The sequence below is a fragment of the Methyloparacoccus murrellii genome (assembly GCF_054657115.1).
Genome location: NZ_BAAHXD010000001.1, coordinates 81,683 through 104,239 on the forward strand (window position 1 = coordinate 81,683; position 22,557 = coordinate 104,239).

26 protein-coding genes and 1 other RNA gene are annotated in these 22,557 nt (G+C 65.9%); 13 read left to right on the forward strand and 14 right to left on the reverse strand.

Features of this window, described 5'->3' with window-relative positions:
* Positions 1-108: 108 nt before the first annotated feature.
* The 3 genes from ACYQ1H_RS00370 to ACYQ1H_RS00380 all read left to right on the forward strand — a co-directional run bounded on the left by ACYQ1H_RS00370 (position 109) and on the right by ACYQ1H_RS00380 (position 2,882).
* Positions 109-1,584 (forward strand): DegQ family serine endoprotease, encoded by a 1,476-nt coding sequence (locus ACYQ1H_RS00370; protein WP_460026135.1) that lies wholly within the window; start codon positions 109-111, stop codon positions 1,582-1,584.
* Positions 1,585-1,875: 291 nt separating this feature from the next.
* Entirely contained in the window at positions 1,876-2,550 is a 675-nt protein-coding gene (gene parA, locus ACYQ1H_RS00375) for a ParA family partition ATPase (RefSeq protein ID WP_460026136.1), read from the forward strand.
* Positions 2,535-2,882: a hypothetical protein gene (locus ACYQ1H_RS00380; protein WP_460026137.1), complete on the forward strand. Its 348-nt coding sequence runs from the start codon at positions 2,535-2,537 to the stop codon at positions 2,880-2,882. The genes parA and ACYQ1H_RS00380 overlap by 16 nt, the downstream gene beginning before the upstream one ends.
* Here ACYQ1H_RS00380 and ACYQ1H_RS00385 read toward each other — a convergent pair.
* The 3 genes from ACYQ1H_RS00385 to ACYQ1H_RS00395 all read right to left on the reverse strand — a co-directional run bounded on the left by ACYQ1H_RS00385 (position 2,846) and on the right by ACYQ1H_RS00395 (position 5,218).
* On the reverse strand, positions 2,846-3,511 hold the full coding sequence (locus tag ACYQ1H_RS00385) for a DUF1294 domain-containing protein (protein ID WP_460026138.1): 666 nt from the start codon (positions 3,509-3,511) through the stop codon (positions 2,846-2,848). The genes ACYQ1H_RS00380 and ACYQ1H_RS00385 overlap by 37 nt on opposite strands.
* Before the next feature lie 82 nt (positions 3,512-3,593).
* The gene (cmoA, locus tag ACYQ1H_RS00390; RefSeq protein WP_460026139.1) at positions 3,594-4,319 is read right to left on the reverse strand and encodes a carboxy-S-adenosyl-L-methionine synthase CmoA; all 726 of its coding nucleotides are present in this window, start codon (positions 4,317-4,319) and stop codon (positions 3,594-3,596) included.
* Positions 4,316-5,218 carry a CPBP family intramembrane glutamic endopeptidase gene (locus ACYQ1H_RS00395; protein WP_460026140.1) on the reverse strand — a complete coding sequence of 301 codons (903 nt, stop codon included), beginning with the start codon at positions 5,216-5,218 and terminating at the stop codon, positions 4,316-4,318. The genes cmoA and ACYQ1H_RS00395 overlap by 4 nt, the downstream gene beginning before the upstream one ends.
* Before the next feature lie 48 nt (positions 5,219-5,266).
* Between ACYQ1H_RS00395 and ACYQ1H_RS00400 the strand changes: the two genes are divergently transcribed.
* Both ACYQ1H_RS00400 and ACYQ1H_RS00405 read left to right on the forward strand, forming a co-directional pair.
* Positions 5,267-6,097: a 4'-phosphopantetheinyl transferase family protein gene (locus tag ACYQ1H_RS00400; protein WP_460026141.1), complete on the forward strand. Its 831-nt coding sequence runs from the start codon at positions 5,267-5,269 to the stop codon at positions 6,095-6,097.
* Positions 6,094-6,897, forward strand: a complete 804-nt coding sequence (locus ACYQ1H_RS00405; RefSeq protein WP_460026142.1) for a cyclase family protein — start codon at positions 6,094-6,096, stop codon at positions 6,895-6,897. The genes ACYQ1H_RS00400 and ACYQ1H_RS00405 overlap by 4 nt, the downstream gene beginning before the upstream one ends.
* A gap of 3 nt (positions 6,898-6,900) precedes the next feature.
* Here ACYQ1H_RS00405 and ACYQ1H_RS00410 read toward each other — a convergent pair whose 3' ends face one another.
* From ACYQ1H_RS00410 to ACYQ1H_RS00425, 4 genes are read right to left on the reverse strand one after another with little or no spacing between them, the layout of a single operon-like run.
* On the reverse strand, positions 6,901-8,307 hold the full coding sequence (locus tag ACYQ1H_RS00410; protein ID WP_460026143.1) for an FAD-binding oxidoreductase: 1,407 nt from the start codon (positions 8,305-8,307) through the stop codon (positions 6,901-6,903).
* A gap of 4 nt (positions 8,308-8,311) precedes the next feature.
* Entirely contained in the window at positions 8,312-8,899 is a 588-nt protein-coding gene (locus tag ACYQ1H_RS00415; protein ID WP_460026144.1) for a phosphoheptose isomerase, read from the reverse strand.
* A 19-nt stretch (positions 8,900-8,918) separates the two neighbouring features.
* A complete protein-coding gene (locus ACYQ1H_RS00420; RefSeq protein WP_460026145.1) occupies positions 8,919-9,290 on the reverse strand; it encodes a YraN family protein in 372 nt (123 codons plus the stop codon).
* Positions 9,290-10,990 carry a penicillin-binding protein activator gene (locus ACYQ1H_RS00425; RefSeq protein WP_460026146.1) on the reverse strand — a complete coding sequence of 567 codons (1,701 nt, stop codon included), beginning with the start codon at positions 10,988-10,990 and terminating at the stop codon, positions 9,290-9,292. Before ACYQ1H_RS00425 ends, ACYQ1H_RS00420 begins: the two co-directional genes overlap by 1 nt.
* A gap of 147 nt (positions 10,991-11,137) precedes the next feature.
* On the opposite strand from ACYQ1H_RS00425, the gene rsmI reads away from it, so the two are divergent.
* Positions 11,138-12,034 carry a 16S rRNA (cytidine(1402)-2'-O)-methyltransferase gene (rsmI, locus tag ACYQ1H_RS00430; RefSeq protein WP_460026147.1) on the forward strand — a complete coding sequence of 299 codons (897 nt, stop codon included), beginning with the start codon at positions 11,138-11,140 and terminating at the stop codon, positions 12,032-12,034.
* Here rsmI and ACYQ1H_RS00435 read toward each other — a convergent pair.
* A complete protein-coding gene (locus tag ACYQ1H_RS00435; protein WP_460026148.1) occupies positions 12,031-12,495 on the reverse strand; it encodes a hypothetical protein in 465 nt (154 codons plus the stop codon). The two genes, rsmI and ACYQ1H_RS00435, sit on opposite strands and share 4 nt — an antisense overlap.
* Positions 12,496-12,662: 167 nt before the next feature.
* Between ACYQ1H_RS00435 and ACYQ1H_RS00440 the strand changes: the two genes are divergently transcribed.
* A complete protein-coding gene (locus ACYQ1H_RS00440) occupies positions 12,663-13,076 on the forward strand; it encodes a hypothetical protein (protein ID WP_460026149.1) in 414 nt (137 codons plus the stop codon).
* On the opposite strand, the gene ubiH is transcribed toward ACYQ1H_RS00440, so the two are convergent.
* The 3 genes from ubiH to ACYQ1H_RS00455 are packed head-to-tail and all read right to left on the reverse strand — an operon-like array spanning position 13,061 to position 16,110.
* On the reverse strand, positions 13,061-14,242 hold the full coding sequence (gene ubiH / locus ACYQ1H_RS00445; RefSeq protein WP_460026150.1) for a 2-octaprenyl-6-methoxyphenyl hydroxylase: 1,182 nt from the start codon (positions 14,240-14,242) through the stop codon (positions 13,061-13,063). The two genes, ACYQ1H_RS00440 and ubiH, sit on opposite strands and share 16 nt — an antisense overlap.
* 2 nt (positions 14,243-14,244) lie before the next feature.
* Positions 14,245-15,558 carry a Xaa-Pro aminopeptidase gene (gene pepP, locus ACYQ1H_RS00450; RefSeq protein WP_460026151.1) on the reverse strand — a complete coding sequence of 438 codons (1,314 nt, stop codon included), beginning with the start codon at positions 15,556-15,558 and terminating at the stop codon, positions 14,245-14,247.
* A 12-nt stretch (positions 15,559-15,570) separates the two neighbouring features.
* Entirely contained in the window at positions 15,571-16,110 is a 540-nt protein-coding gene (locus tag ACYQ1H_RS00455) for a UPF0149 family protein (RefSeq protein WP_460026152.1), read from the reverse strand.
* A gap of 87 nt (positions 16,111-16,197) precedes the next feature.
* Here ACYQ1H_RS00455 and ACYQ1H_RS00460 point away from each other — a divergent pair, with 87 nt between their 5' ends.
* The 5 genes from ACYQ1H_RS00460 to ACYQ1H_RS00480 all read left to right on the forward strand — a co-directional run bounded on the left by ACYQ1H_RS00460 (position 16,198) and on the right by ACYQ1H_RS00480 (position 18,092).
* Positions 16,198-16,428: a cell division protein ZapA gene (locus ACYQ1H_RS00460; RefSeq protein WP_460026153.1), complete on the forward strand. Its 231-nt coding sequence runs from the start codon at positions 16,198-16,200 to the stop codon at positions 16,426-16,428.
* A 69-nt stretch (positions 16,429-16,497) separates the two neighbouring features.
* Positions 16,498-16,681, forward strand: a non-coding RNA gene (ssrS, locus tag ACYQ1H_RS00465) — 6S RNA.
* 246 nt (positions 16,682-16,927) lie between these two features.
* The gene (locus ACYQ1H_RS00470) at positions 16,928-17,278 is read left to right on the forward strand and encodes a hypothetical protein (protein ID WP_460026154.1); all 351 of its coding nucleotides are present in this window, start codon (positions 16,928-16,930) and stop codon (positions 17,276-17,278) included.
* A 41-nt stretch (positions 17,279-17,319) separates the two neighbouring features.
* On the forward strand, positions 17,320-17,778 hold the full coding sequence (locus tag ACYQ1H_RS00475; RefSeq protein ID WP_460026175.1) for an EVE domain-containing protein: 459 nt from the start codon (positions 17,320-17,322) through the stop codon (positions 17,776-17,778).
* A complete protein-coding gene (locus ACYQ1H_RS00480; RefSeq protein ID WP_460026155.1) occupies positions 17,775-18,092 on the forward strand; it encodes a DMT family transporter in 318 nt (105 codons plus the stop codon). The genes ACYQ1H_RS00475 and ACYQ1H_RS00480 overlap by 4 nt, the downstream gene beginning before the upstream one ends.
* Position 18,093: 1 nt before the next feature.
* Here the strand turns inward: ACYQ1H_RS00480 and ilvA are convergent, their stop codons facing one another.
* Positions 18,094-19,644 carry a threonine ammonia-lyase, biosynthetic gene (gene ilvA / locus ACYQ1H_RS00485; RefSeq protein ID WP_460026156.1) on the reverse strand — a complete coding sequence of 517 codons (1,551 nt, stop codon included), beginning with the start codon at positions 19,642-19,644 and terminating at the stop codon, positions 18,094-18,096.
* A 123-nt stretch (positions 19,645-19,767) separates the two neighbouring features.
* Between ilvA and rpiA the strand changes: the two genes are divergently transcribed.
* A complete protein-coding gene (rpiA, locus tag ACYQ1H_RS00490) occupies positions 19,768-20,424 on the forward strand; it encodes a ribose-5-phosphate isomerase RpiA (protein WP_460026157.1) in 657 nt (218 codons plus the stop codon).
* A gap of 28 nt (positions 20,425-20,452) precedes the next feature.
* Here rpiA and nadC read toward each other — a convergent pair whose 3' ends face one another.
* Positions 20,453-21,316: a carboxylating nicotinate-nucleotide diphosphorylase gene (gene nadC / locus ACYQ1H_RS00495; protein WP_460026158.1), complete on the reverse strand. Its 864-nt coding sequence runs from the start codon at positions 21,314-21,316 to the stop codon at positions 20,453-20,455.
* A 77-nt stretch (positions 21,317-21,393) separates the two neighbouring features.
* Complete coding sequence (locus tag ACYQ1H_RS00500) at positions 21,394-22,533, reverse strand: substrate-binding domain-containing protein (protein ID WP_460026159.1); 1,140 nt, start codon at positions 22,531-22,533, stop codon at positions 21,394-21,396.
* Positions 22,534-22,557: the final 24 nt, after the last annotated feature.

Here is a 22,557-nt window from a genome sequence, read left to right on the forward strand (position 1 = left end):
GGCCGCGCTGCCCGGAACCCGCGGGCCGGCCCGCAAAAGCCAGCCGGCGGAAGCCAGTCCGGTCGCGTTGCGGCCCTTACCCATCGCTCCCACATGAGGAAAACCGACATGCAATCCAGTTACTTGCGCCAGATCATCGCTGGCGTCGCGGTCATGGCGGCACTGCTGTCCGGCGGCATGTTCCTGCTCCGCCAGCAGCAGGGGCATCCGTCCGCGCAACGCCCGGCAGCCGAGACGCCAGCGGCATCGCCAGCCTCCGTGGCGACACCGGCGACGCCATGCGGCGTCCTGGCCGACTTTGCCGGCATTGCCGAGGCAAGCGGACCCGCCGTGGTCAACATCAGCACCCGCGGCTCCACGGCCGAGACCATGCCCGAGGCGCCGCCGGGCCCGGGTGCCGGTGATCCCTTCGCGCCTTTTTTCGGCCCCCAGGAACCGCCGGAGAACGAAGGACCCGCCCAGGGCATGGGCTCGGGCTTCATCATTCGCCCGGATGGGGTTGTCCTGACCAACGCGCACGTGGTCGACAACGCGGCGGAGGTAACCGTGAAGCTGGCGGACCGACGCGAATTCACGGCCAGGGTGATCGGCGTCGACAAGCTGAGCGATACGGCGGTATTGAAAATCGAGGCGCAAAACCTGCCGACCGTGCGCATCGGCAACCCGGCCGAGACACGCGTCGGCGAATGGGTCCTGGCGATTGGTTCGCCGTTCGGTTTCGAGAACACGGTCACGGCGGGCATCGTTTCGGCGAAATCGCGTTCCCTGCCGGAGGAGGGCTACGTGCCCTTCATCCAGACCGATGTCGCCCTGAATCCCGGCAACTCCGGCGGCCCGCTGCTGAACACGCATGGCGAGGTGATCGGCATCAATTCCCAGATCTACAGCCGTACCGGCGGCTACCAGGGACTGTCGTTCGCCATCCCCATCGATGTTGCCCTCAACGTTCAGCAGCAGCTGATGGCCAAGGGCAGGGTCAGCCGCGGCAAGCTGGGTATCGCCGTGCAGGACCTGACGCCGGCACTGGCCGAGTCATTCGGCCTGCCGAGCCCGGATGGCGCCTTAGTGGGAATGGTGCCCGCCGACGGTCCGGGCGCCAGGGCCGGCATCCAGCCAGGCGATGTCATCCTCGAGCTGAACGGGCAACCGGTGCACGACTCCCGGGAGCTGCCGCCCCGGGTGGCCGATATCAAGCCGGGCAGCACCGCCACCCTGAAAATCTGGCGCGAAGGTAAGGCCATCGAGATCCGGGTGGAGGTGGCGGAACTGGAGGACAAGCCGCCGGTGCAAAACGCCAAATCCGACGATGGCGCGCCACAGGGGCGTCTGGGCCTGGCCGTCCGGGCCCTGACCCCGGACGAGCAACGCTCGGCAGGCGTCCAGGGCGGTCTTCGGGTGGAAAAGGCCGGCGGACCCGCCGCCAGGGCCGGCATTCGCCGTGGGGACATCGTGCTGGCGGTGAACGGACAGCCCGTCAACTCGGCAGAGGAGCTGCTGGCCCTGGCACAGCAGGCCGGCAAGCGTCTGGCCCTGCTGATCCAGCGCGAGGGCAGCACGCTGTTCATTCCCATCCAGCTGGAGTGAGCGCCGCCAAAGAGCCGCAGCGGCGGGAAAATGCGTGGACAAGGCTCGGACAAGCCTGTGCACAATGGGCGCCAAATCCGACACCTTGCCTGCGCATCCGGTTTGTCCACAGACGCAGGATAGCGACCCGATGGCGTTATCCACAGCCATGGAATCCGCCAAGCCCTTGAAAGAAAGATACAAATCATCGTATCCCCAGCATTGGCAGGACGTAATAACTAACACAATCTTTTTTCTTTCTTTTCGATACTATTGGTTTCACCGGTTTGGGCAAACGAACCGGAGCAACCCATGGTCCACGATGGCAGCGGAGAAGGCATCTTCATGATCGTCAGTGTGCTGAACCAGAAAGGCGGCGTCGGCAAGACCACCCTCTCGGTGAATCTGGCGGCGACACTGGCCCTGGCGGGACGCCGTACCCTGCTGATCGACGCCGACCCACAGGCCAGCGCCCTGGACTGGCAGGCCAGCCGTGACGGCGAAAGCCTGTTCCCGGTGGTCGGCATGGCCAGAGCCACCCTGCACAAGGATGTGCCGGGCCTCGCCGCACAGCAGGAACATGTCATCATCGATGGCCCGCCGCGGGTCAACGAGCTGGCCCGTTCGGCCATCATGGCCAGTCATCTGGTCGTCATCCCGGTGCAGCCGTCCCCCTACGACATCTGGGCGGCGAGCGACATCGTCAAGCTGGTGGTGGAAGCACAGGTGTACAACACCGGTCTTCGCGGCGTCTTTGTCATCAATCGCGTGGTGGCGAAAACCGCCATCAGCCGGGACGTCGCCGAGGCGTTGAAGGACTATCCGTTCCCTTTGTTGCAGACAGCCATCGCGCAGCGGGTGGTCTTTGCCGAGAGTGCCGCAGCCGGTCTGTCGGTACTGGAATATGCGCCGCGCAGCCCGGCCGCAGGCGAAATGCGCACGCTGTTACGGGAAATCGAGGGCTTGATGGCATGCGTTACCCGGTGAGCCGCGCCCGCGGGGTGATGCATCGCAGGGTAGCCAGGCGCCAGACCCTTGCCGTCGAAGGATGGCTGGCGGCCGGCAATGGCAGCCGCCGTCTGAACGGGGTCGGTGGCGTGCTGTATGCCGCGACCTATTGCGTGGCGTACGGGCTGACGTTGGGGGTTCTGGCGGTGGCCATCCTGCTGCCGGGCCGCCGGATCGTGGCGAAGGCGATTGGTGATGGCTCTGCGGCCGCCCGCCGCGATTTCCTGCGCCTGGGCGGAGCCGTGGCCGATGACAGGGCGGCCGGGGCCCTGGATCAGGATGCCACGCCGATCTGGTGGGCTGACCAGTAGAAGTAGATGACCCAGCCCATCAGGTGGATGGCGATGATGCCGCGCAATATCCACAGATAGGCCGAGGGACGGGTCTTGTGGCGGAAGGCGTTCTGGGCGATCAGGGAACCCGGCCAGCCACCCAGGATTTCCAGGATGTGGAAATACTCCTCGGGAACCCGCCACCTGCGCATGGCGGCATTGGCCTTGTCGGTTCCGTACAGGAACATGGTCAGCAGGCTGAAACCTGCATAGGAAAAGAACGGAATCGGGTTTTTCGCCATCAGCAGAAGGTAGCCCGACAGCATCAGCGGGATGATGATCAGCAGATTGACCGCCCAGGAGCGGTGCCGCGGGTTCAGCGAGAAGTGGGTGGGCTCCGGGGCGACGCGTTCCAGCGCCGGGATCAGGGCAAAGGACGCCCGTTTTTTGGTCTCGCTCTCGACGGGGCGAAAGAGCAGCTCGTCGCCGATATCCGGCCGCCTGGGGAGGCCCTTCTTGAAGTTGCTGATGTGGACGAAATAATCGTCCTCGGTCCCCTCGGGACGGATGAAGCCGAAGCCCTTGGCGTCGTTCCACATCACCAGCGTGCCCTTCTGCATGGGCTGCAACTTGCGGGGCTTTTTCTTGCTGGCTGTGGGTGTGGACATAGCAGGTATTTTCCGGGACATGGTGACTGATTATCGCAAATCCCGCGTCTTGCCGAGGCAGCGGCCGCCAGGGAACATGCCGTCACTTCATGGCGATCATGCCGCAGAAGTTGTACCAGCGGAAAAACACGTCGGTGACCCGGAAACCGTTGCGCAGCAGCAGTTCACGGTTCTCGTCCAGCTGATAGGGAATCAGCACATTCTCCAGCGCCTCGCGTTTCTGCGCGATCTCCATGTCGGAATAACCGTTGCGGCGCTTGAAGGCGTAGTAGTGTTCGATGAACAGGCGGTTGATGGTCGAGTTGGGGCCTAGCACCTTTTCCACCAGCAGGAGGCAGCCATCGGTCTCCAGGCCCTGGACGATGGTCTGGATCAGCCGGTCACGGTAAAGCGGCCGGACGAATTGCAGGGTGAGATTCATGATGACCACCGAGGCCTGGCTCAGGTCGAGCGTCTGCTCCAGCTGGCCGCAGATGAGTTGCCAGCGGTGCGACAGACCGGCCACGGTCAGCTTGTCGCGGGCGACGGCCAGCATGTCGGGCGAGGCGTCGATGCCGATCAGCTCCACGGCGGGCGCGACGACCGGGTCCAGCTGGATCAGGGTGGTCCCGGTCGAGCAGCCGAGATCGTAGATGCGGCTGCCGGGGGTGGCGAAATCCGCCGCGATTTCGCCGATCATGCGCTGGATTTCGGGATAGAACGGTATCGAGCGGTCCAGCATGTCGTCGAAGACCCGCGCGGTCTCGGAGCCGAAATCGAAATCCTCGATCCTGTCCAGGGGCGCCTTGAATTTTTCGTCCCGCGTCATGGCCGACGGTCCCGGGTGCGGTTCTTCTGCCAGAGCCAGCGACCGGCCAGCATCAGCAGCAACAGGCTGCCGAGCCAGGCAGCGGACAGATAGCCGACGAAATAATCGTACGGGCCGATCAGATAGAGCCGCGGCGATTCCGGATCGATCCAGGTCAGCGGCTTGGCCGACTTGATGATGAAGATCCAGCCGGCATGCATGCCCATGCAGAGGGCCAGGCTGCGTGGCCAGAGCGTGCGCAGGGTGGCCAGCAGCAGCCCGGCGACGAACAGTCCCAGAAAGGCATCGGCCGGCGCCGAACTGACGCGGGCAAAGCCATCCAGTGCGATACGGAAGCCGGTCGTCCAGTCGATGCCGGTCTCCGCGGTCCAGCGGCTGCCGATAAAGTGCAGGATGGCGAAGTAGAAGGCGCTGATGATCACCGCCGCCACCGGTCCGGCCGCTTGCCGCAGGCCTGCGACCAATGCGCCGCGGAACAGGGTTTCCTCGATCAGCCCGATGCCGAGGCCGATGCCAAAGGCCTTGGCCAGCACTGGCGCCAGATAGGCCGCTGTCCAGCGATCCCAGACCACGGCGCGGATGTCCAGCTGGACCAGCAGGAAAACGTGGCCGGCCAGCATCAGGCCGCCGAGCCCGAAGCCGATCAGCCACTGGCGGACTGGCCGGGCGCCGAGGCCCCACGTCCGGAGGTCCCAGCCCAGGCGACGCCCGATCGGCCATAGCCCCAGCAGCAACAGGGCCTGCCCGCCCCGGCTGACCAGGGAACGCAGGTCGCTGATATCCTCAAGACCCAGCAGCCGGGATGCCGGGTAGGCGACCAGCGCCGCCAGGAAGGCCGCCGCCATCAGGTAGAGTAGCGGCGCCAGCAGGGCCATCAGCAGGGAGCGGGCGGTTGTCATGAGGCGGCAGGGGGAATGGATCGTGATCGGGCGGTTTCGGAGCGGAACATGAGCATGGCGGACGACCCCTTCCAGGATTCGGGGCCGGCGGCCGGATGGTCCATCCCCGATGCCACGCTGCCGTCGCTCGCGACGGGATCGCGGCTTGCCTTGCCGGGGCTTACGGAACTGCATGTCTGGCTGCTGTCGGTCGATGGCGACGCCCCGCAACAGGCTGCCTCGCCGCTTCTGAACGTCCTGGACGACCGGGAGCGCGCGCGTGCCGGACGTTACCGGCAGGCAGAGGCGCAAGCCCGCTTCCGGCTCACGCGCGCCGGCTTGCGCCTGCTCCTGGGCCGCTACCTCGGCTGCGATCCCGCCGCGCTGCATTTTACTGCCAACCCGCATGGAAAGCCGCGACTCGAGGGCATCGGGGAGGACCAGGGGCTGGTGTTCAACGTTTCCCACTCCGGCTGTCTCGCGGTGCTGGCCTTCGCTGCTGCAAGACCCTTGGGCGTGGACCTGGAGTGCTGCCGTCCCGGCCGGGATTACCGGCGGCTCGCCAGGTCTGCGCTGACGGATACCGAGCAGGCGGCCTGGCGGGCGTTGCCGGCAGATTGCCAGGCCCTTGCCTTCTGCCGGTTCTGGTCGGCCAAGGAGGCCTTCCTCAAGGCTACCGGCCGCGGTATCGCGCTGGGTCTGCAGCGGGTGGAAGTGGCGCCGGACTGGGGCGGCTACACCCGGGTGCCGGACCTGCTGGGGCCGGCGGGCGGCTGGCAGCTGGTCCATCGGGTGCGGGCGGCGTATTGTCTCTCCATCGCCAGCCGGGGCGACCCGGCCGTCGTCCGTTTTCTCAACGCCGAATCCGTTTTCAACCCATGCACCGAGGTGATCCCATGAACTGCCGGAACATCCTGGGACTGCTGCTGGTCCTCGCCATCCCCGCCGGTTGCGCCACGCGGCAGCCCGCACCCGGCTGGACCGAGGGACACTGGGTGGACCTGACGCATGCCTTCTCCGGGCAAACGGTCTATTGGCCGAATGCCGACCGCTTCAGGCTCGAGACCGTGTTTGACGGCACCACGACCAAGGGCTACCACTACTCGGCCAATCGCTACACGGCCGCCGAACATGGCGGTACCCACATGGATGCGCCGATTCATTTCGCCGCCGGCGGCCAGACCGTCGAGCATGTTCCGCTCGACCGTATCATCGGTCCCACGCTTGTCATCGATGTCGAGGCGGCGGCGCGCGCCAATCGCGACTATCTGATCGGGCCCGCGGATTTCGCCCGCTGGGAACAGGTGCATGGGCGCATTCCCGAGCGGTCCATCATACTGCTGCGCACCGGCTACGACCGTTACTGGCCGGATGCCCGCCGCTATCTGGGCACCGATGAGCGGGGCGAAGCCGCCATCGCCAGGCTGCACTTCCCGGGTCTCGCGCCGGCCGGCGCCCGCTGGCTGGTCGAGCAGCGCGGCATTCGGGCAGTGGGCCTGGATACGGCAAGCATCGACTACGGCCAGTCCAGCCTGTTCGAGAGCCACCGGATTCTGGCCGCGAGGGGCATCCCGATTTTCGAGAATCTCGCCGCACTCGATCGGCTGCCGGCAACCGGCGCCTGGCTGGTGGCCCTGCCGATGAAGATCGAGGGCGGTAGCGGCGCGCCCCTGCGGGCGGTAGCCTGGCTGCCGCAATGAGCCTCAGCCCGGTGACGCGGGGGTTTCCTCCGGGGGAAATCCCTTGCCCCAGTTGAGGATGTCGTTCGGGTCGAACTGGCGCTTGATCGCCCGCATCAGCCGCAGGCTGGGCGGGTCGAGCTCCCGCTCGACATAGTCGCGCTTCTCGATACCGACCCCGTGCTCGCCGGAGAGGGTTCCCCGGAGGCTCAGCACCAGCGAGAACATCCCGTCCAGGCAGGCATGGGCGCGATCGGACTCGCCGGGTCGTGCCGGGTCGTAGAGCAGGTTGACATGGATGTTGCCGTTGCCGGCGTGGCCGAAGTTGACGATCGGCAATCCGTAGCGGCGCGAGAGTTCGTCCAGTCCGACGATCAGCTCGGGCAGCTCCGTCACCGGCACCACTACGTCCTCGTTGATCTTCTTCGGCGCCGCCTTGCGCAGTGTCGGCGACAGGGCCTTGCGCGTCTGCCACAGGGCTTCCACCTCCGCCGCGGTCTCGGCGATGCGAAACTCCAGCAGGCCGGAATTCTCCGCCGCCGAGCGGATGCTGTCGATCTGCGGCGCCATGGCGGCGCCGAAGCCATCCACCTCGATCATCAGCAGGGCACCCGCGTCCTCCGGCAGGCCGGCCGTCGAGTAACGCCGCACCAGCTCGATGGCATTGCCATCGATGAATTCCAGCGCGCAGGGCACGGCCGGCTGCGCCATGATGCGGGCGATGGCCCGGGCGGCGGCCGCGACATCGCGATACACCGCCCGCAGCGTGCGCTTGTCTTCCGGCAGTGGAGTGAGCTTGAGTGTCGCCGCCGTGATCAGGGCCAGGGTGCCTTCGGAGCCGATCAAAAGGCGGGTCAGATCGTAGCCGACCACACCCTTGGTGGTGTAGACACCGAGCCGCAGTTCCTCGCCGGCTCCCGTGATGACGCGCAGACCCAGGGTATTGTCGCGCGGCGTTCCGTACTTGACGGCGCGGGGGCCGGCCGAGTTGTAGGCTAGGTTGCCGCCGATGCTGCAGAAGGCGGCGCTGGTCGGGTCCGGCGGCCAGAAGAAGCCATGCGGCCTGACGTAGTCCTGCACCGCCTGATTGGTGATGCCGGGTTCGACGACGATGAAACGGTTGTCGGCGGAGAATTCCAGTACCCGGTCCATGCGCTCGAAGGAGGCCACAACGCCATGCCGGAGCGGTACGGTGGCGCCGGTGGTGCCGGTGCCGCGCCCGCGGGCGGTGAGCGCCACGCCATGCTCGTTGCAGAGCCTGACCAGGGCCAGGGTCTGCTCGTGGCTGTCGGGAAAGACCACGGCGTCCGGCAGAATCTGCCGCTTGCTGTTGTCGTAGCCGTAGACCCAGCAATCGGCCGGATCGGTGAGCAGGCTCCGGGACGGGAAAATATCCCCGAGCCGGGCCGTGAAGGCGGGATTCAGGGCCATGGATTCATTCGCCGAACAGCTGCACGTCGATCAGGTCGCACAGGCAGTGCGTCATCAGCAGGTGCACTTCCTGGATGCGGGCGGTGGATTCCGAGGGCACGCGCAACTCCAGATCGCTTTCGCGCAGCAGCGGCGCCAGGGGCCCGCCATCCCGGCCGCTGATGGCGAGGATGGTCATGTCGCGGTCGTGGGCGGCGCCGGCGGCCTTGAGCAGGTTGGCCGAATTGCCGCTGGTGGTGTAGATGACCAGCACATCGCCGCTCTGGCCCAGGGCGCGGATGGGTTTGGCGAAGATCTCGTCGAACTGGTAGTCGTTGGCGATGGAGGTGATCGCCGACAGGTCGGTGGTCAGGGCGATGGCGGGCAGGCCCGGCCGGTCGCGCTCGTAGCGGTTGAGCAGTTCCGACGAGAAGTGCAGCGCTTCGGCGGCCGAACCGCCGTTGCCGCAGCAGAGGATCTTGCCGTCATTCAGCAGGCACTGGGCGAGCCGGAAGGCTGCCGCCTCGAGCCGGTCGCTGAGGCGCAGCAGGCTGTTCTGGGTGGTTTCCAGATGTTGCGAAAACTGCTGCGCGATACGGTCATGAAAGTTCATCCTCGAGGTTCTCTTTGTTCTAATCGGCCTGGAAGGCACCCTTGATCCAGTTCAGCTCGGGTCCACCGGAACCCGGTTTCAGGGCGGCGACGTCGAATCGGGTCGGGCAGTTCAGGTGATGTTCCCGCAGGTAGCTGGCCGCCGTCAGCACCAGCCGCGTCTGCTTGCGCCGATCGACGCTTTCTTCCGCGCCGCCGAAACGGCTCCGGCTGCGGTAGCGGACCTCGACGAAGACCAGCGTCCGGCCATCCCGCATGATCAGGTCGATCTCGCCGTAGCGGCTGCGGTAATTGCGCTCCACCAGCTGCAGGCCGGCCGCCAGCAGCCGCAGCAGGGCCTCGTCTTCGGCTTTTCGGCCCCGCTCGGCGCGCGACCCGCCGGCCGGGTCCATCAGAGGCGATCGACCGGGATGATCGGTGCCGGCCCCCGCGCCTGCGGCGTGCTGCCGATGAACTGGGCGCAGTCCAGCTGCCGCTGGATGCGGTTGCCAGCCACCAGGGCCAGCCCACCGGTAGCACCCTGGTAGCGATAGGCGGGGCTGCCCTCCAGCCGCGGGAGTTCCGCCAGCAGCCGGTAGGCGTCCACGCCCATGGCCATCAGCTTCAGGGATTCGTGCGAGGCGTCCGGAAACTGGTTGCTCAGTACCTGCGCCGACAAGCTGCTACCCGGCCCGGACGGCAGCAACCAGGGCATGTCGCAGAAGATCAGACCATCCAGGGGCTGATTGCTCTGCTCATCGGTCTGGCCGTCATAGGACAGCGAGGTGGCGTAAATGGGCCAGCCCGGCGTCGTCCGCAGGCGGGGAACCAGACGCCGTGCCTGGTCGGCCTCCGCGACCAGGAAGACGAAGGCATTGACCGGGCTCGCGGGCAGCTGCGACAGCAGGCCCGGGGCGGGCTCGCCCTGCTTCGGGAACTTGCGCCGATCCAGCACGGTACCGCCCAGACCGCTCCAGTAGTGCTCGAAGTGTCGCGACAGCCGCTGGCCGAATTCCGTGTCCTCGTGGAGGATGATGGCCGCCTGCTTGCTGTCGCGCCAGGCACTGGCGGCGACCTGTTCGACCTCCTGTTCCGGCGTCAGCCCGAACTGGAACAGGTGCGAATGCTGGGCGGCGTCAACCTGGTTGAGCGCCAGCACGGGTACCGGCAGATTGCCGGCGCGCGCCAGGGCTGCGACCTCGTCCTTGATCAACGGGCCAATGATGGCCCTGGCACCCGCGTCCACCAGCCGGCGGGCGGTGCGGGCAACATCGCCGTCGACCGAATCCGAGACATACAGGCTGGCCCTGTCAGGGCCGCGGTCGGCGGCATGGGCGGCCTCGAGGCCATCACGTATGGCAGACGCCGCCTTGGCATAGGGGCCCGACAACGGCAGCAGGACACCGACGAAGGGGAGCGATGGAAACCCGCCGCTGGCGGCGATGGACGGCTCGCCGGGGCGTGCCACCCGGTTGCGGATGCTCTCGTCCGCCAGCGCCCGGCGCAGGAAATCACCGCGCGCCGGATGCTCCGGGTAACGGGCTTCCCATTTGGCGATGGCAGACGGCAGTTCGTCCCGGGAGGTGTGCCTGAACAGGTGGATCAGGTTCATCCAGCCGCCCAGCGTATCCGATGTGGGCTGCCGGCTCAGCAGTACTGGATCCGGCACCTGTTCCAGGGTCTCGAAAATGATGTCGTTGTTGCGGGCCAGATCCTCCGGCTGGGACAGCAGGCGGTCCAGCGCGATCCGCTCGGCGGCGCTGTCGACCATGTTGCCCAGCTGGTTCAGCGCGGATGCGCGGAGGATGTGATAGTTTTTCTCGTCCTGGAGGGCCAGTTTCCGGCTCCGCAGGCTGTTGAGGGTGTTCAGCGCCTCGCGCGCCTGGCCGGCGTTGAGGTCCAGCCGGCTGGACAGCAGCAGGTAGCGGTCATGATCGACACCGCTCAGTTCGCCCGGGCGTATGGCGGCAGCGAGGTTTTGGGCTGCCGCGCCGTCCCCGGATCGCAGCGCCGCGTCGGCGGCGGCCAGCCAGTAGGCGTCGGGTGTCGACGAAGCCGTGGCCAACTGCTCGTAGCGCCGCATGGCGCCGTGATAGTCTCCGCCCCGCAGCATCGCCTCGGCCTGCGGATCGTCGGGCGCCGGGGAACCTGGCCAGCGCGGCAACCGACCCTGGCAGGCCGCCAGGCCGAACGCTAACACCAACAGAGCGAGAGGGCGCGAGCAGCGCATGATGGGTGATTCGAGGGAGAACGGCAGGGCATGATGATGAGGCGCGAACCACAAGTGGCCGCCGGAGTACTATACCTAGTCGCCACGCCCATCGGCAATCTGTCCGATGTCAGCTTCCGGGCGCTGGAAGTGCTGAAGTCCGTCGATGCCATCGCCTGCGAGGATACCCGCCACAGCCGGCCCCTGCTCGATCATTACGGCATCGACCGCCCCCTGATCGCGCTGCACGAATACAACGAGGACAGCCGCTCGGCGCGGCTGGCCGAGCGGCTGCTGGCGGGCGACTCCATCGCCCTCGTTTCCGATGCCGGCACGCCCCTGATCAACGATCCCGGCTATCCGCTGGTACGCGCGGCCCGGGCGGCCGGCATCCGGGTCTCGCCGGTCCCCGGTCCCTGCGCCCTGATCGCGGCGCTGAGCGCTTCGGGTCTGCCCAGCCACCGCTTCACCTATGAGGGATTTCCACCGCGCAAATCGTCGGCCCGCAAGTCCTTCTTCGCGGCCCTGAAGGACGATGCGCGCACGCTGATCTTTTACGAGTCCTCTCACCGGGTCCTGGAAACCCTGCGCGATCTGGCCAGTGTGTTTCCGGCCGGGCGGCGCCTGGTGCTGGCGCGCGAGCTTACCAAGCGCTACGAGACCCTGGTCGACACCACTGTGGGCGGCGCGGAGGCACTGCTGGCGGCGGCTGCCGAAATGCGGCTGGGGGAGTTCGTGGTGCTGGTCGAGGGTGCCCCGAGCACCGCTGCCACGGCCGTGCTGACCCCGCAGCAGGCCCGCATCCTGGGCATCCTGCTGCGGGACCATCCGCTGAAGACAGCCGTCGCGCTGACGGTGGAAATCAGCGGCGCGCGTCGCGAACTGGTCTATCGCGAAGCGCTGCGGCTCTCGGGGCGCGAGGGAACCTCGGTGGAGGCCACGGATTAGCGGGCAGGCTCGGGCTGCGCGAGCGGGGTTTCGTCGCGGCCGCCACGCACCGAGTTGCGCAGGGGTTGTGCGGTCACGGGCTTGCCGTTGCTCTTGCTGGCGGTGGGCGTGCCGAGACCGACCAGGTTTTCCCAGCTGCCGTATTTGACAAAGTCGGGATCGCCGGACGCAATGCGGGCGGTGACTTCCTGGCGGGCCAGTTCGATGATTTCGTCGGGGCTTTTCCCGTCGACGAAAGGCAGGAAGGCGTCCGGACCTTCCTTGGACTTGATGGCGCCCAGAACGCCGTAGGACGTCTCGAAGATATGCTGTTGCTGGGTGGTCATGTAGCGCTTCAGTTTCTTGACCGAATTGGCGGCCGTGCGCTGATTGGAACCGTCGATGCCCCGGGTGGTTTGCGTGAAGGCGGACATGAAGTAGATCACCGCCAGCAAACCCATGACCCAAAATATAATTTTCATAATGTTTCTCGTCGGCGTTTCCAGTGTTGTTAATGTTAGGCTCTCGACATGATCGGCGTCAAAAGCGCCGAAATGGTCGATGGATCCTGGGAGAACGCAAGGCCTGGGCGCCGCGGATGCCAGTGTTCCCGCCTCATCCCGTCACTCTCGCGAGTACGGTTGTGACCGTGAAAGCCTTGGTTGGTTTCGCCTGTCTGGCGCTCTTGTCGGCCTGCGCCCACGACCTCGAACTGATGAAGATGGAGGAGCAGGTCAACGGCTACGGCTCCGCCATTCGCTGGAATCTTTTCAAGAAGGCGGCCGGCTATCTCGATCCGCCGCCGGTGCCCGCGCCGGACTGGAAGGCGCTGGCCGAAACCAAGGTCACCGCCTACAGTCCCCAGTACCGTGAGGTTCTGCCCAGCGGCAAGGTGATGACGCAGACGGTCGAGATCCGCTACATCCCGCCCGGCGCCGTGGTCGAGAAAAGCCTCATCGATCAGCAGCGCTGGCGTTTCGATGAGGATGGCAACCGCTGGGTCCTGGAAAGCGGCCTGCCGGAGTTCAACCAGACGTTGGCCCGTACTCAGCGCACGCCGTAGCCCATGGCGTGACGGCACAGCATCCGCTTGGCAAACGGCAGGTGATCGAGCGTCAGGAGGCCCAGGTTGCGCAACAGGGCCAGCGGGGTGTCGTCGTTCGAGAACAGTCGCACCAGACTGTCGGTGAAACGGACCACGCGTTCCAGATCCCTGCGCCGGGTGGCCGCATAGCGGGCGAGAAAGTCGGCAGCACCGATGTCCGCGCCCAGACGGGTCTGGATTTCGAGATGTTCGGCCAGTATCGCGGCATCGCGCAGGCCGAGATTGAAGCCCTGGCCGGCGACCGGATGCAGCTGGTGCATGGCGTTGCCGATAAGGATGACGCGGTCGTCGTCCATGCGGCCGGCCTGGATCAGCCGCAGCGGGAATCCCTGCGGCCGCGAGACCAGCGATAGCCCCCCCAGCCAGTGGCCGAAGGCCTCTTGCAGGCTGGTGATGAACTCGGCATCGCCGCGTTGCAGCATGTCCGCGGCCTCCTCGTCGGCCAGCGTCCAGACCACAGAACTCCTGTGCGCCGCCAGCGGCAGAAAGGCGAGGGGCCCGGTGACGGTAAAGCGTTCGTAGGCGGTATGCCGCGTCGGCCTTTCCGTCTGAACCTCGGCGACGATGGCGGTCTGCCCATATTCCTGTACCCGCTGTTCGATACCCAGCAGCGTGCGGACGGTGGAATTGCCGCCATCCGCGGCCACACAGAGCCGGGCCGAAATATTGCGTGTCTCCTCGCCCTCTTTCAGCGTCACGAAAACCCTGTCCGGTCCCGCCTTGAGCCCCATGACCCGTGCCGGACAGAGCCGGCTGACGGCGGTTTCGTCGAGCCGCGACTGGATGGCGTCTTCCAGATGGCGGGCTAGCAGCACATGTCCCAGCGCGTCGACATCGGCCTCGGCGGCGTGCAGACGGGTCTTGCCGAAATGGCCGCGGTCGGAAACGTGGATGTGCCGGATCGGCATCGCCCGCGCCGCCACGACATCCCAGAGACCCAGTCCGGCCAGGCCTTGCGCGGTGCTGCGGGACAGCGCCAGCGCGCGATCTCCGGCGGGCGACACCCGCCGCTCGGCATCGCTCAACGCCTCCACCAGACCTATGCGCAGCGGCGTCGCCTGCAATGCCAGGGCCAGGCTGCCGCCCACCAGTCCGCCACCGATGATCAGGAGGTCGAAATCCATGCTCATGGTTCCGCCATCAGGGCCTCGATGTCCGCCACCGTTTTCGGCAGCGCGGCCGTCAGTACCTCGCAGCCGTCGCGGGTGACCAGCACGTCGTCCTCGATGCGGACGCCGATGCCACGCCAGCACGGGTCCACCTCCTGGCAATCGGCAGCGATGTAGAGACCCGGCTCGACGGTCAGCACCATGCCGGGCTCGAAGGCCCGCCACTTGCCGCCGACCCGATAGGCGCCGACATCGTGTACGTCCATGCCCAGCCAGTGGCCGGTGCGGTGCATGTAGAACTTCTTGTAGGCTTCGTCTTTGATCAGCCGCGAGGTTTTGCCCTCCAGCAGACCCAGGCGCACCAGTCCGCGTGTCAGCACCTTGACGGCGGCTTCATGCGGTTCGTTCCAGCGTCGGCCGGGGCGCACGGCGTCGATGGCGGCCAGCTGCGCCTCGAGCACCAGCTCGTAGATCAGGCGCTGGGGCTTGCTGAATCGGCCATTGACGGGGAAGGTACGGGTGATATCCGCGGCATAGTTCGCGCACTCGGCGCCCGCATCGATGAGCAGCAGATCGCCGTCTCCCAGCACGGCATCATTCTGGGTGTAATGCAGCACGCAGGCGTTGGCACCGCCAGCGACGATGCTCGGATAGGCCAGCGAGCGCATGCCGTGCAAGGCGAACTCGTGCGCCAGTTCGGCCTCGATCTCGTATTCGTGGCGCCCCGGCCGACAGGCGCGCATGGCCCGCCGATGGCCGAGCACCGAGACCTCGGCCGCCCGGCGCATGATGCGGATTTCCTCCGGCGACTTGATCAGGCGCAGCTCGTGCAGCAGGTGCTCCAGCGCGATGAATTCATGCGGCGCCTCGACCCCGTTGCGGGCGCGACCACGCACCGTGTTGACGGCGGACAGCAGCGCGTGGTCCAGTTCGGCATCCTGGCCGATGGGAAAGTAGACGCGCTCGCGGTTTTCCAGCAGGCGCGGCAATTGCTCGTCCAGGGCCTCGATCGGGAAGGCCTGGTCGGCGCCATGCTCCGCGCGTGCGCCCTCCAGCCCGGCGTGACGGCCGGTCCAGATGGCCTTTTCCGGATCGAACGGGCGACAGAAGAGTATGAATTCCCCCTCCTTGCAGCCCGGCGCCAGGACCGCGACGGCTTCAGGTTCATGGAAGCCGGTGAGATAGTGGAAATCGCTGTGCTGGCGGTAGGGATACTCGACGTCGCGATTGCGGATGCTCGCCGGCGCGCTGGCGACCAGCGCCACGCTGTTTTTCTTCATTTGCCGCATCAACTGCTTGCGGCGGTGCCTGAAATCGTTGGGGGTCAGCATGGCGCCAGCCGTTCAGTGGCGGAGGGTGGACGTGTTCGACACCAGCTCCTGCTGGATTACCTGCACGCCGACACGGACATACTCGGTCAGTTCGGCGTAGGCGTTTTCGTCGCCCTCGCCAGCTACCTCGGCATCCAGTCGCACGATTTCCAGGAAGTCGCGCAGGATTTCCGCACACTCGCCCGGCCAGCCGGCGTTGCCACCGCGGTAGCCGATCCCCTGCAGGAAGCCGTGACACCACTCGCTCAGCGCGCTGGCGCGGCCTTCCAGCGGTTGGTCGTCGCCGGGCAGGAGCGGCTCGAAGGAGAAATCGAAGTCGGCCAGCTGGCGGCGGGTCTGGCTGAACAGGCGTTCCAGGCAGGATCGATCGTGTTCGCCGATGCCGGACAGCTCCGGACCGAAGAAACTGCCCAGCCATTGCCGGCAGTCGAGGCCGACGTCCATGCAGAGCATGCCGGCCAGGACCCCATGGACCTCCGCGGGGCTGCCGGCGGGGACGCCCGCCTGCATGGCCGCCTGAATGTCCCCAAAGCTCACATCGTGTTGATTCATGGGTACTTGCCTTGTCGGCGTCACATCAATTCTTTATCCTAACATTCGGCCTTCACGCCACCCAAGTTTTCATCTTCCAGCAAGCCCATGAGCGAACCATCCCCCCCCATCAAGGTCCACATTCTCGGCAAGGAGTACCCCGTCTCCTGCCCGGCGGATGAACAGCATGAGCTTCTGATCGCTGCCCGATATCTCGACGAGAAGATGCGCGAGATACGCGACAACGGCCGCATCATCGGTACCGAGCGCATCGCGGTGATGGCCGCCCTCAACATCACCCACGAACTGCTGCAGGAACGCCAGCGCCGACTGGTCTGAGGCGCGCGCGCCTCATGTCGGTGCGGGACGTTTGCGCGGGGCCCGCAAGCCGGTAAAATGACACCGATGTATTCCCTGCGGCGTTCGAAGCCTGCTGGGTTACTTCTTGAGCCTAATCCAAAACCCCGGGAACGCCCGAACCGGCGATGTGTGCAAGTCCGCTCCGTGCGGGAAGCCTGATTCGCCATTCACCGATCCCACCTGAACCTCTGGTTCAAGGGCGAAAGCGGGTTACGGCGCAGGCGGGGAATACCTCATCGACGCGATCTGCCGGCCAATCAGCATCGTGTCCAGAATCGATCAGACCGGCGCAACGCCAGCGGATAGCACTTTGCAACTCCCTGTGCAGGGTATCCGCCAATCCCGTGGACTTCAGGTCATCGCAACCCGCGCTGAGGGATTTTCGACAGCCGGCTTGCTGCCTCGTCATATCCATCAGCCTTTTGGGTCGAGGATGGGTCGCGGCATTCTCACGACAACGACCCCGGGAAAACGGCGCATGAACTTTCGCGACAGCAGGGTTAGCATGTGGGCGGTGGCCATCTGCACGGCCCTGCAAGCCTGTGTGAGCGCCTCGCTGGTGCCCAACGCCGACGGCACGGTTGCCATCGTCGGCAACGGCTACGATGAGGACGAAGCGCTGGAGGCGGCCCTGGACAAGGGCATAGCGCATTGCAAACCGACCGGCAAAGCCTTTGCCGTGCTGTCGAGACAATCGCGTTATCAGGGCATCGACCCTACCGTCAAGACGGCGATCAATGTCGCCGGCATGGTCGGCAGGCAACCCATCTACGACATGGGCAACCGCTCCGATGACTGGCGAGTGGAACTCCAGGGAAAATGCCAGTAGAGACTGGCCTGTCGGCACCAGGGAACTGCAAGGAGGTCAAGCTGCGATACTGGCTGTTCAAGTCCGAACCCGGCGAGTTCGGCATCGACGATCTGGCCCGTCGCCCGGACCGGAGCGAACATTGGGACGGCGTTCGCAACTACCAGGCCCGCAATCTGATGCGGGACGAGATGCGGGTCGGCGACGCCCTGTTTTTCTACCACTCGAACTGCGACGAGCCGGGCATCGTCGGTATCGCCCGGGTGGCACGGGAGGCCTATCCCGACCCGACCGCCTTCGATCCCGGGAACAAGCACTACGATCCCAGGAGTCGTCCCGAACAGCCGACCTGGTACATGGTGGATGTAGAGTTCGTGCGCAAGCTGAGGCGAACCATCACCCTGGCCGAGCTGAAGACAAGGCCCGAACTGGACGGTCTGGCGCTGGTGCGGCGGGGCAACCGCCTGTCGGTGATGCCGGTCAGCGAGGCGCAATGGCATTTCATCCTGGGACTGGAATGAGCTGGCTTTACCTGGTGGGCGCGGGCCTGTTCGAGATCGGCTGGCCGGTCGGCCTGAAGCTGGCCCAGGTTTCCGGCCAGCGCTGGCTGGGTATCGTCATTGCCATCCTCTGCATGGCCTGCAGCGGCGGCCTGCTGTGGCTGGCGCAGCGGGACATCACCATCGGCACGGCCTATGCCGTCTGGACCGGCATCGGTGCGGCCGGCACCTTTCTGGTGGGCGTCTGGTTCTTCGGCGACCCGGCCAGTCTGGGCCGCTACCTTGGCGTGCTGCTGATCATCTGCGGCGTGGCCACCCTCAAGCTGGCCGCCTGATTCAGAGCCCCTTGCGCGGCCGTCGGACCGGCGTCTCGCTGCCGCCGGCGAACAGCCGATAGGCAGGATTCAGTGTCTCCTCCCGGTAGGCAAAGCCGATCTCGTCCAACGAGGCCCGGAATTCCCTGCGCTCGGCCCTGGGCACCTGGATGCCCATCAGAACCCGCCCGTAGGCCGCGCCGTGATTGCGGTAGTGGAACAGCGTGATGTTCCAGCGACCGCTCAGCCGCGAGAGGAACGACAGCAAGGCCCCCGGTCGCTCCGGGAACTCGAAGCTGTAGACCACTTCGTCCAGCAGCCTGGGCGCATGGCCACCGACCATGTAGCGCATGTGTTCCAGGGCCAGCTCGTTGCGCGACATGTCGACCACCGCATAGCCCTGAGCCGCCAGCGTCCCGATCAGGGCGGCATCATCGCGGCCACCGCTGTGCACGCCGACGAAGATCTGCGCGTCGCCATCGTCGAAATAGCGGTAGTTGAATTCGGTGATGGCCCGCCGGCCCAGCGTCTGGCAGAAGCGCAGGAAACTGCCGGGCCGTTCCGGAATCGTGACCGCCATCAGCTGTTCGCGCCGCTCGCCGATCTGGGCGCGCTCCGCCACGTGGCGGAGCCGGTCGAAATTGATGTTGGCGCCACTCTCGATCGCCACCAGGGTTTGCCCGCGGATACCGGTCCGCTCCACGTAGCGGCGGGCGCCGGCGACACCCAGGGCGCCCGCCGGTTCGGCGACCGAGCGGGTGTCGTCGAAGATATCCTTGATCGCCGCGCAGATTTCGTCGGTGCTGACCGTGACGACCTCGTCGACATAGGCGTGGGCGATGTGGAAGGTTTCCTTGCCGACCTGTCTGACGGCGACGCCGTCGGCGAACAGCCCCACCTGCTTCAGGGTCACTCGCCGGCTGGCCTTCATGGCCCGGTTGAGGCAGTCGGCATCGTCGGGCTCGACGCCGATGATGCGGATCTCCGGCCGCACGAACTTCACATAGGCGGCAATGCCGGCGATCAGGCCGCCACCGCCCACGGGAACGAAGATGGCATGGATGTCGTCGTGATGCTGGCGCAGGATTTCCATGCCGATGGTGCCCTGGCCGGCGATTACCTCGGGGTCGTCGTAGGGATGAATGAAGGTCAGCTGCTGAGCCTCGGCCAGCGCCAGGGCGTGTTCGCAGGCTTCGTCGTAGGCATCCCCATGCAGCACGGTCTCGGCACCGAGGTTGCGGACCGCGTTGATCTTGATCGCCGGCGTGGTGCAGGGCATGACGATGAGGGCGCGCAGGCCCAGCTTGCGCGCCGCCAGGGCCACGCCCTGGGCATGGTTTCCGGCCGATGCGGCGATGACACCCGCGCGCCGCGCCAAGGCATCGAGGCTGGCCATCTTGTTGTAGGCGCCGCGCAGCTTGAAGGAAAAGACCGGTTGCAGATCCTCGCGCTTGATGTACAGGGAGTTGTCCAGACCGCGGCTGAGACCGGCGGCATAATCCAACGGGCTTTCGATGGCGACGTCGTAGACGCGCGCCCTGAGGATGCGCTCGACAGTGCGGGTAAGGATCATGGGAATGGGCCGGGATCGAGGATGGTCAGCGAAAGGCCGTCGGCCACATGGCGTGGCGGGGCAGCCGGCGTCACGTTATCATCCCGCGTTTTTACCACGACCGACCCAGCAGGGAAATCACCCATGACGCAAGACGAACTCAAGCAGAAGGTTGCCGAAGCCGCGCTCGAATATGTGAAGGGCTACTCGATCCTTGGTATCGGCACCGGCTCCACCACGCGACTGTTCATCGACTGCCTGGCGGACATCCGGCAGGACATCGAGGGCACCGTTTCCAGTTCCAATGCCAGCACCGAGCAGCTCAGGAAGCTCGGTATCCCGGTTCTGGAACTCAACGATGTCGGCACCCTGGACGTCTACGTCGATGGCGCCGACGAGATCAACCCGCACAAGCAGCTGATCAAGGGCGGCGGGGCGGCGCTGACCCGCGAGAAGATTATCGCCGGGGCCAGCCGCAAGTTCATCTGCATCGCCGACGATAGCAAGTGCGTGGACGTGCTCGGCAAGTTCCCGTTGCCGGTGGAGGTCATTCCCATGGCCCGCAGCTATGTGGCGCGGGAGATGGTCAAGCTCGGCGGTCAGCCGGTCTGGCGTGAAAACTGTGTCACCGACAACGGCGGCCAGATTCTCGACGTCTGGAATCTCTCCATCGTCAACCCTGTCGAGCTGGAGCAGCTCATCAACAACATCCCGGGTGTCATCACCTGCGGCATTTTCGCCATGCGCCCGGCGGACATTATCCTGGTGGGTGGCGCCGACGGCGTGCGCCGTATCGACTGACGCCGGACCGGATACCCCCAGCGCCGGTTCAGGCGTCGATGTCGACCCGCATGGACAGATCGACCGCCCTGACGTGCTTGGTCAGGGCGCCAACCGAAACGTAATCGACACCGGTTGCGGCGATCGCCGGCAGGCTGTCCAGGCTGACGTTGCCGGATACCTCCAGCTCGGCCCGCCCGCCCGCAAGGGTGACAGCCTCACGCAGCGTGGGCAGGCTGAAATTGTCCAGCAGTATCCGCCCGGCGCCGGCCTCGAGAGCTTCCTGCAATTCGGCGAGGTTTTCCACTTCCACCTCGATCATGACACCGGCCTGCAATGCCTGCGCCGCCCGCACGGCGCGGGTGATCGAACCGGTAGCGAAGATGTGGTTCTCCTTGATGAGGATGCCGTCATACAGGCCGATGCGGTGATTGTGACAGCCGCCGCAACGCACCGCGTACTTCTGTGCCAGCCGCAGGCCGGGCAACGTCTTGCGGGTATCCAGCACCCGGGTTCGGGTTCCGGCGACCGCCCTGGCGTAGCGCCGGGCCAGGGTGGCGGTGGCCGACAGGGTTTGCAGCAGGTTGAGGGCGGTGCGTTCGCCCGTCATCAGGCCACGCGCCGGTCCGGTCAGCCGGCACAGCACGGTATCAGCGGCCACCTCGGCTCCCTCCTCTGCCAGCCACTGCAAGCGGATCGCGGGTTCGATATGGGCGAACACGGCCGCGAACCAGGCCTGGCCGCACAGCACCATGGATTCGCGGGTGACGACGCTGGCGGTAGCCAGCGCCGCTTCGGGCAGGATCAGGGCGGTGAGGTCGCCGGTGCCGATGTCCTCGGCAAGAAAGCGCTGGATATCGCGGGGATCGGGCTGGTCCATCTGTCCCTCGGAGAGGCCGAAGCCGGCCAGCATGGCGCGCAGCCCGCTAGCTGGCCGGCTTCGGAGGGGCGCTTCGCCGGGAAAGAGCGGGGCAAAGCGCCGGCGGGTGGTCAGTTCTTGCCGTCGGTTTTCTTGGCCGATGCTTTCTCTTTTTCCTTGCCTTTCGTCGTCTTGCCCTTGGCCTTATCCTTCTTGGCCGGGGCGGCTTCCTTGGCAGCGGCTGCGGAGACGCCATATTCCTTCAGCTTGGCCACGTAGCTGGCGCGTTCGGAGGCCGGCATGGTAACGAGACCGGCTGCCCGCAGGTAACCCTTCTCACCCCAGGCCTCTTCGCTGGAAATCTCCGCCAGGAACTCCTTCAATCCCGGCGTGCGGCCGATGTTGTTGGACTTGATGTAGAGATAGAGCGGCCGGGTACCCAGGTAGGTACCGGAGGAAATGTTCTCGTAGGTGGGTTCGACACCATTGATGGGTATCGCCCGGATCTTGCCGGCGTGATCGGTCACCATCTTGTAGCCGAACACACCCAGCTTGGGGCTGGCGGAATCGGCGATCAGGTCGATCTGGGTCTGGTCGTTCTCGCGGCCTTCCCTGTAGATGCCGTCCTCCCGCACGCTGCGGCATTTGCGCAGCATGTCGGCGGTGGGTTCGCGCGCGCCGGCGGGCACCCAGGGCGAGCCCTTGCATTCGAGGTCGGAAATCAGGTCGATGAAGGCGTCGTGCGTGGCGGAGGTGTTGGGCGGGCCGAGCAGCTCGATGGGCATGGCCGGCAACGAGGCCTTCACGTCCTTCCAGGTCTTGTTGGGGTTGAGCGCCATGGGACCGTCGCGCTCGGCCAGCCATTTGGCGAAGGCCTTCCGCGCTTCCACGTTGGTCAGCGACCAGGGTTCGGCTTTCCTGGATTGCGCCAGAATGACGGCGTCATAGCCGATCTTCAGTTCCAGCACGTCACCGACGCCATTGCGCCGGCACTCGTCGCGCTCCTTGGTCTTCATGGCGCGGGAGGCGATGGCGATATCGGGCGACTCGGGTCCGGTACCCTCGCAGAACAGCTTGATGCCGCCTCCGGTCCCGGACGCCTGGACCAGCGGCGCCTTGCCCTTGAGATGATCGGCGGCAGCCTTGACGAAGGGTACCACGGTCGAGGAACCCATCATGGAAACATAGCCGCGCTGGAATTCCGCCATGCCGGTCGAGGCAAACAGGCCGCCACCCACCAGCGCAGCCGCCATCAGAAAGTTTTTCGTCATGGATCAACAACCCCTGTTTAGAGA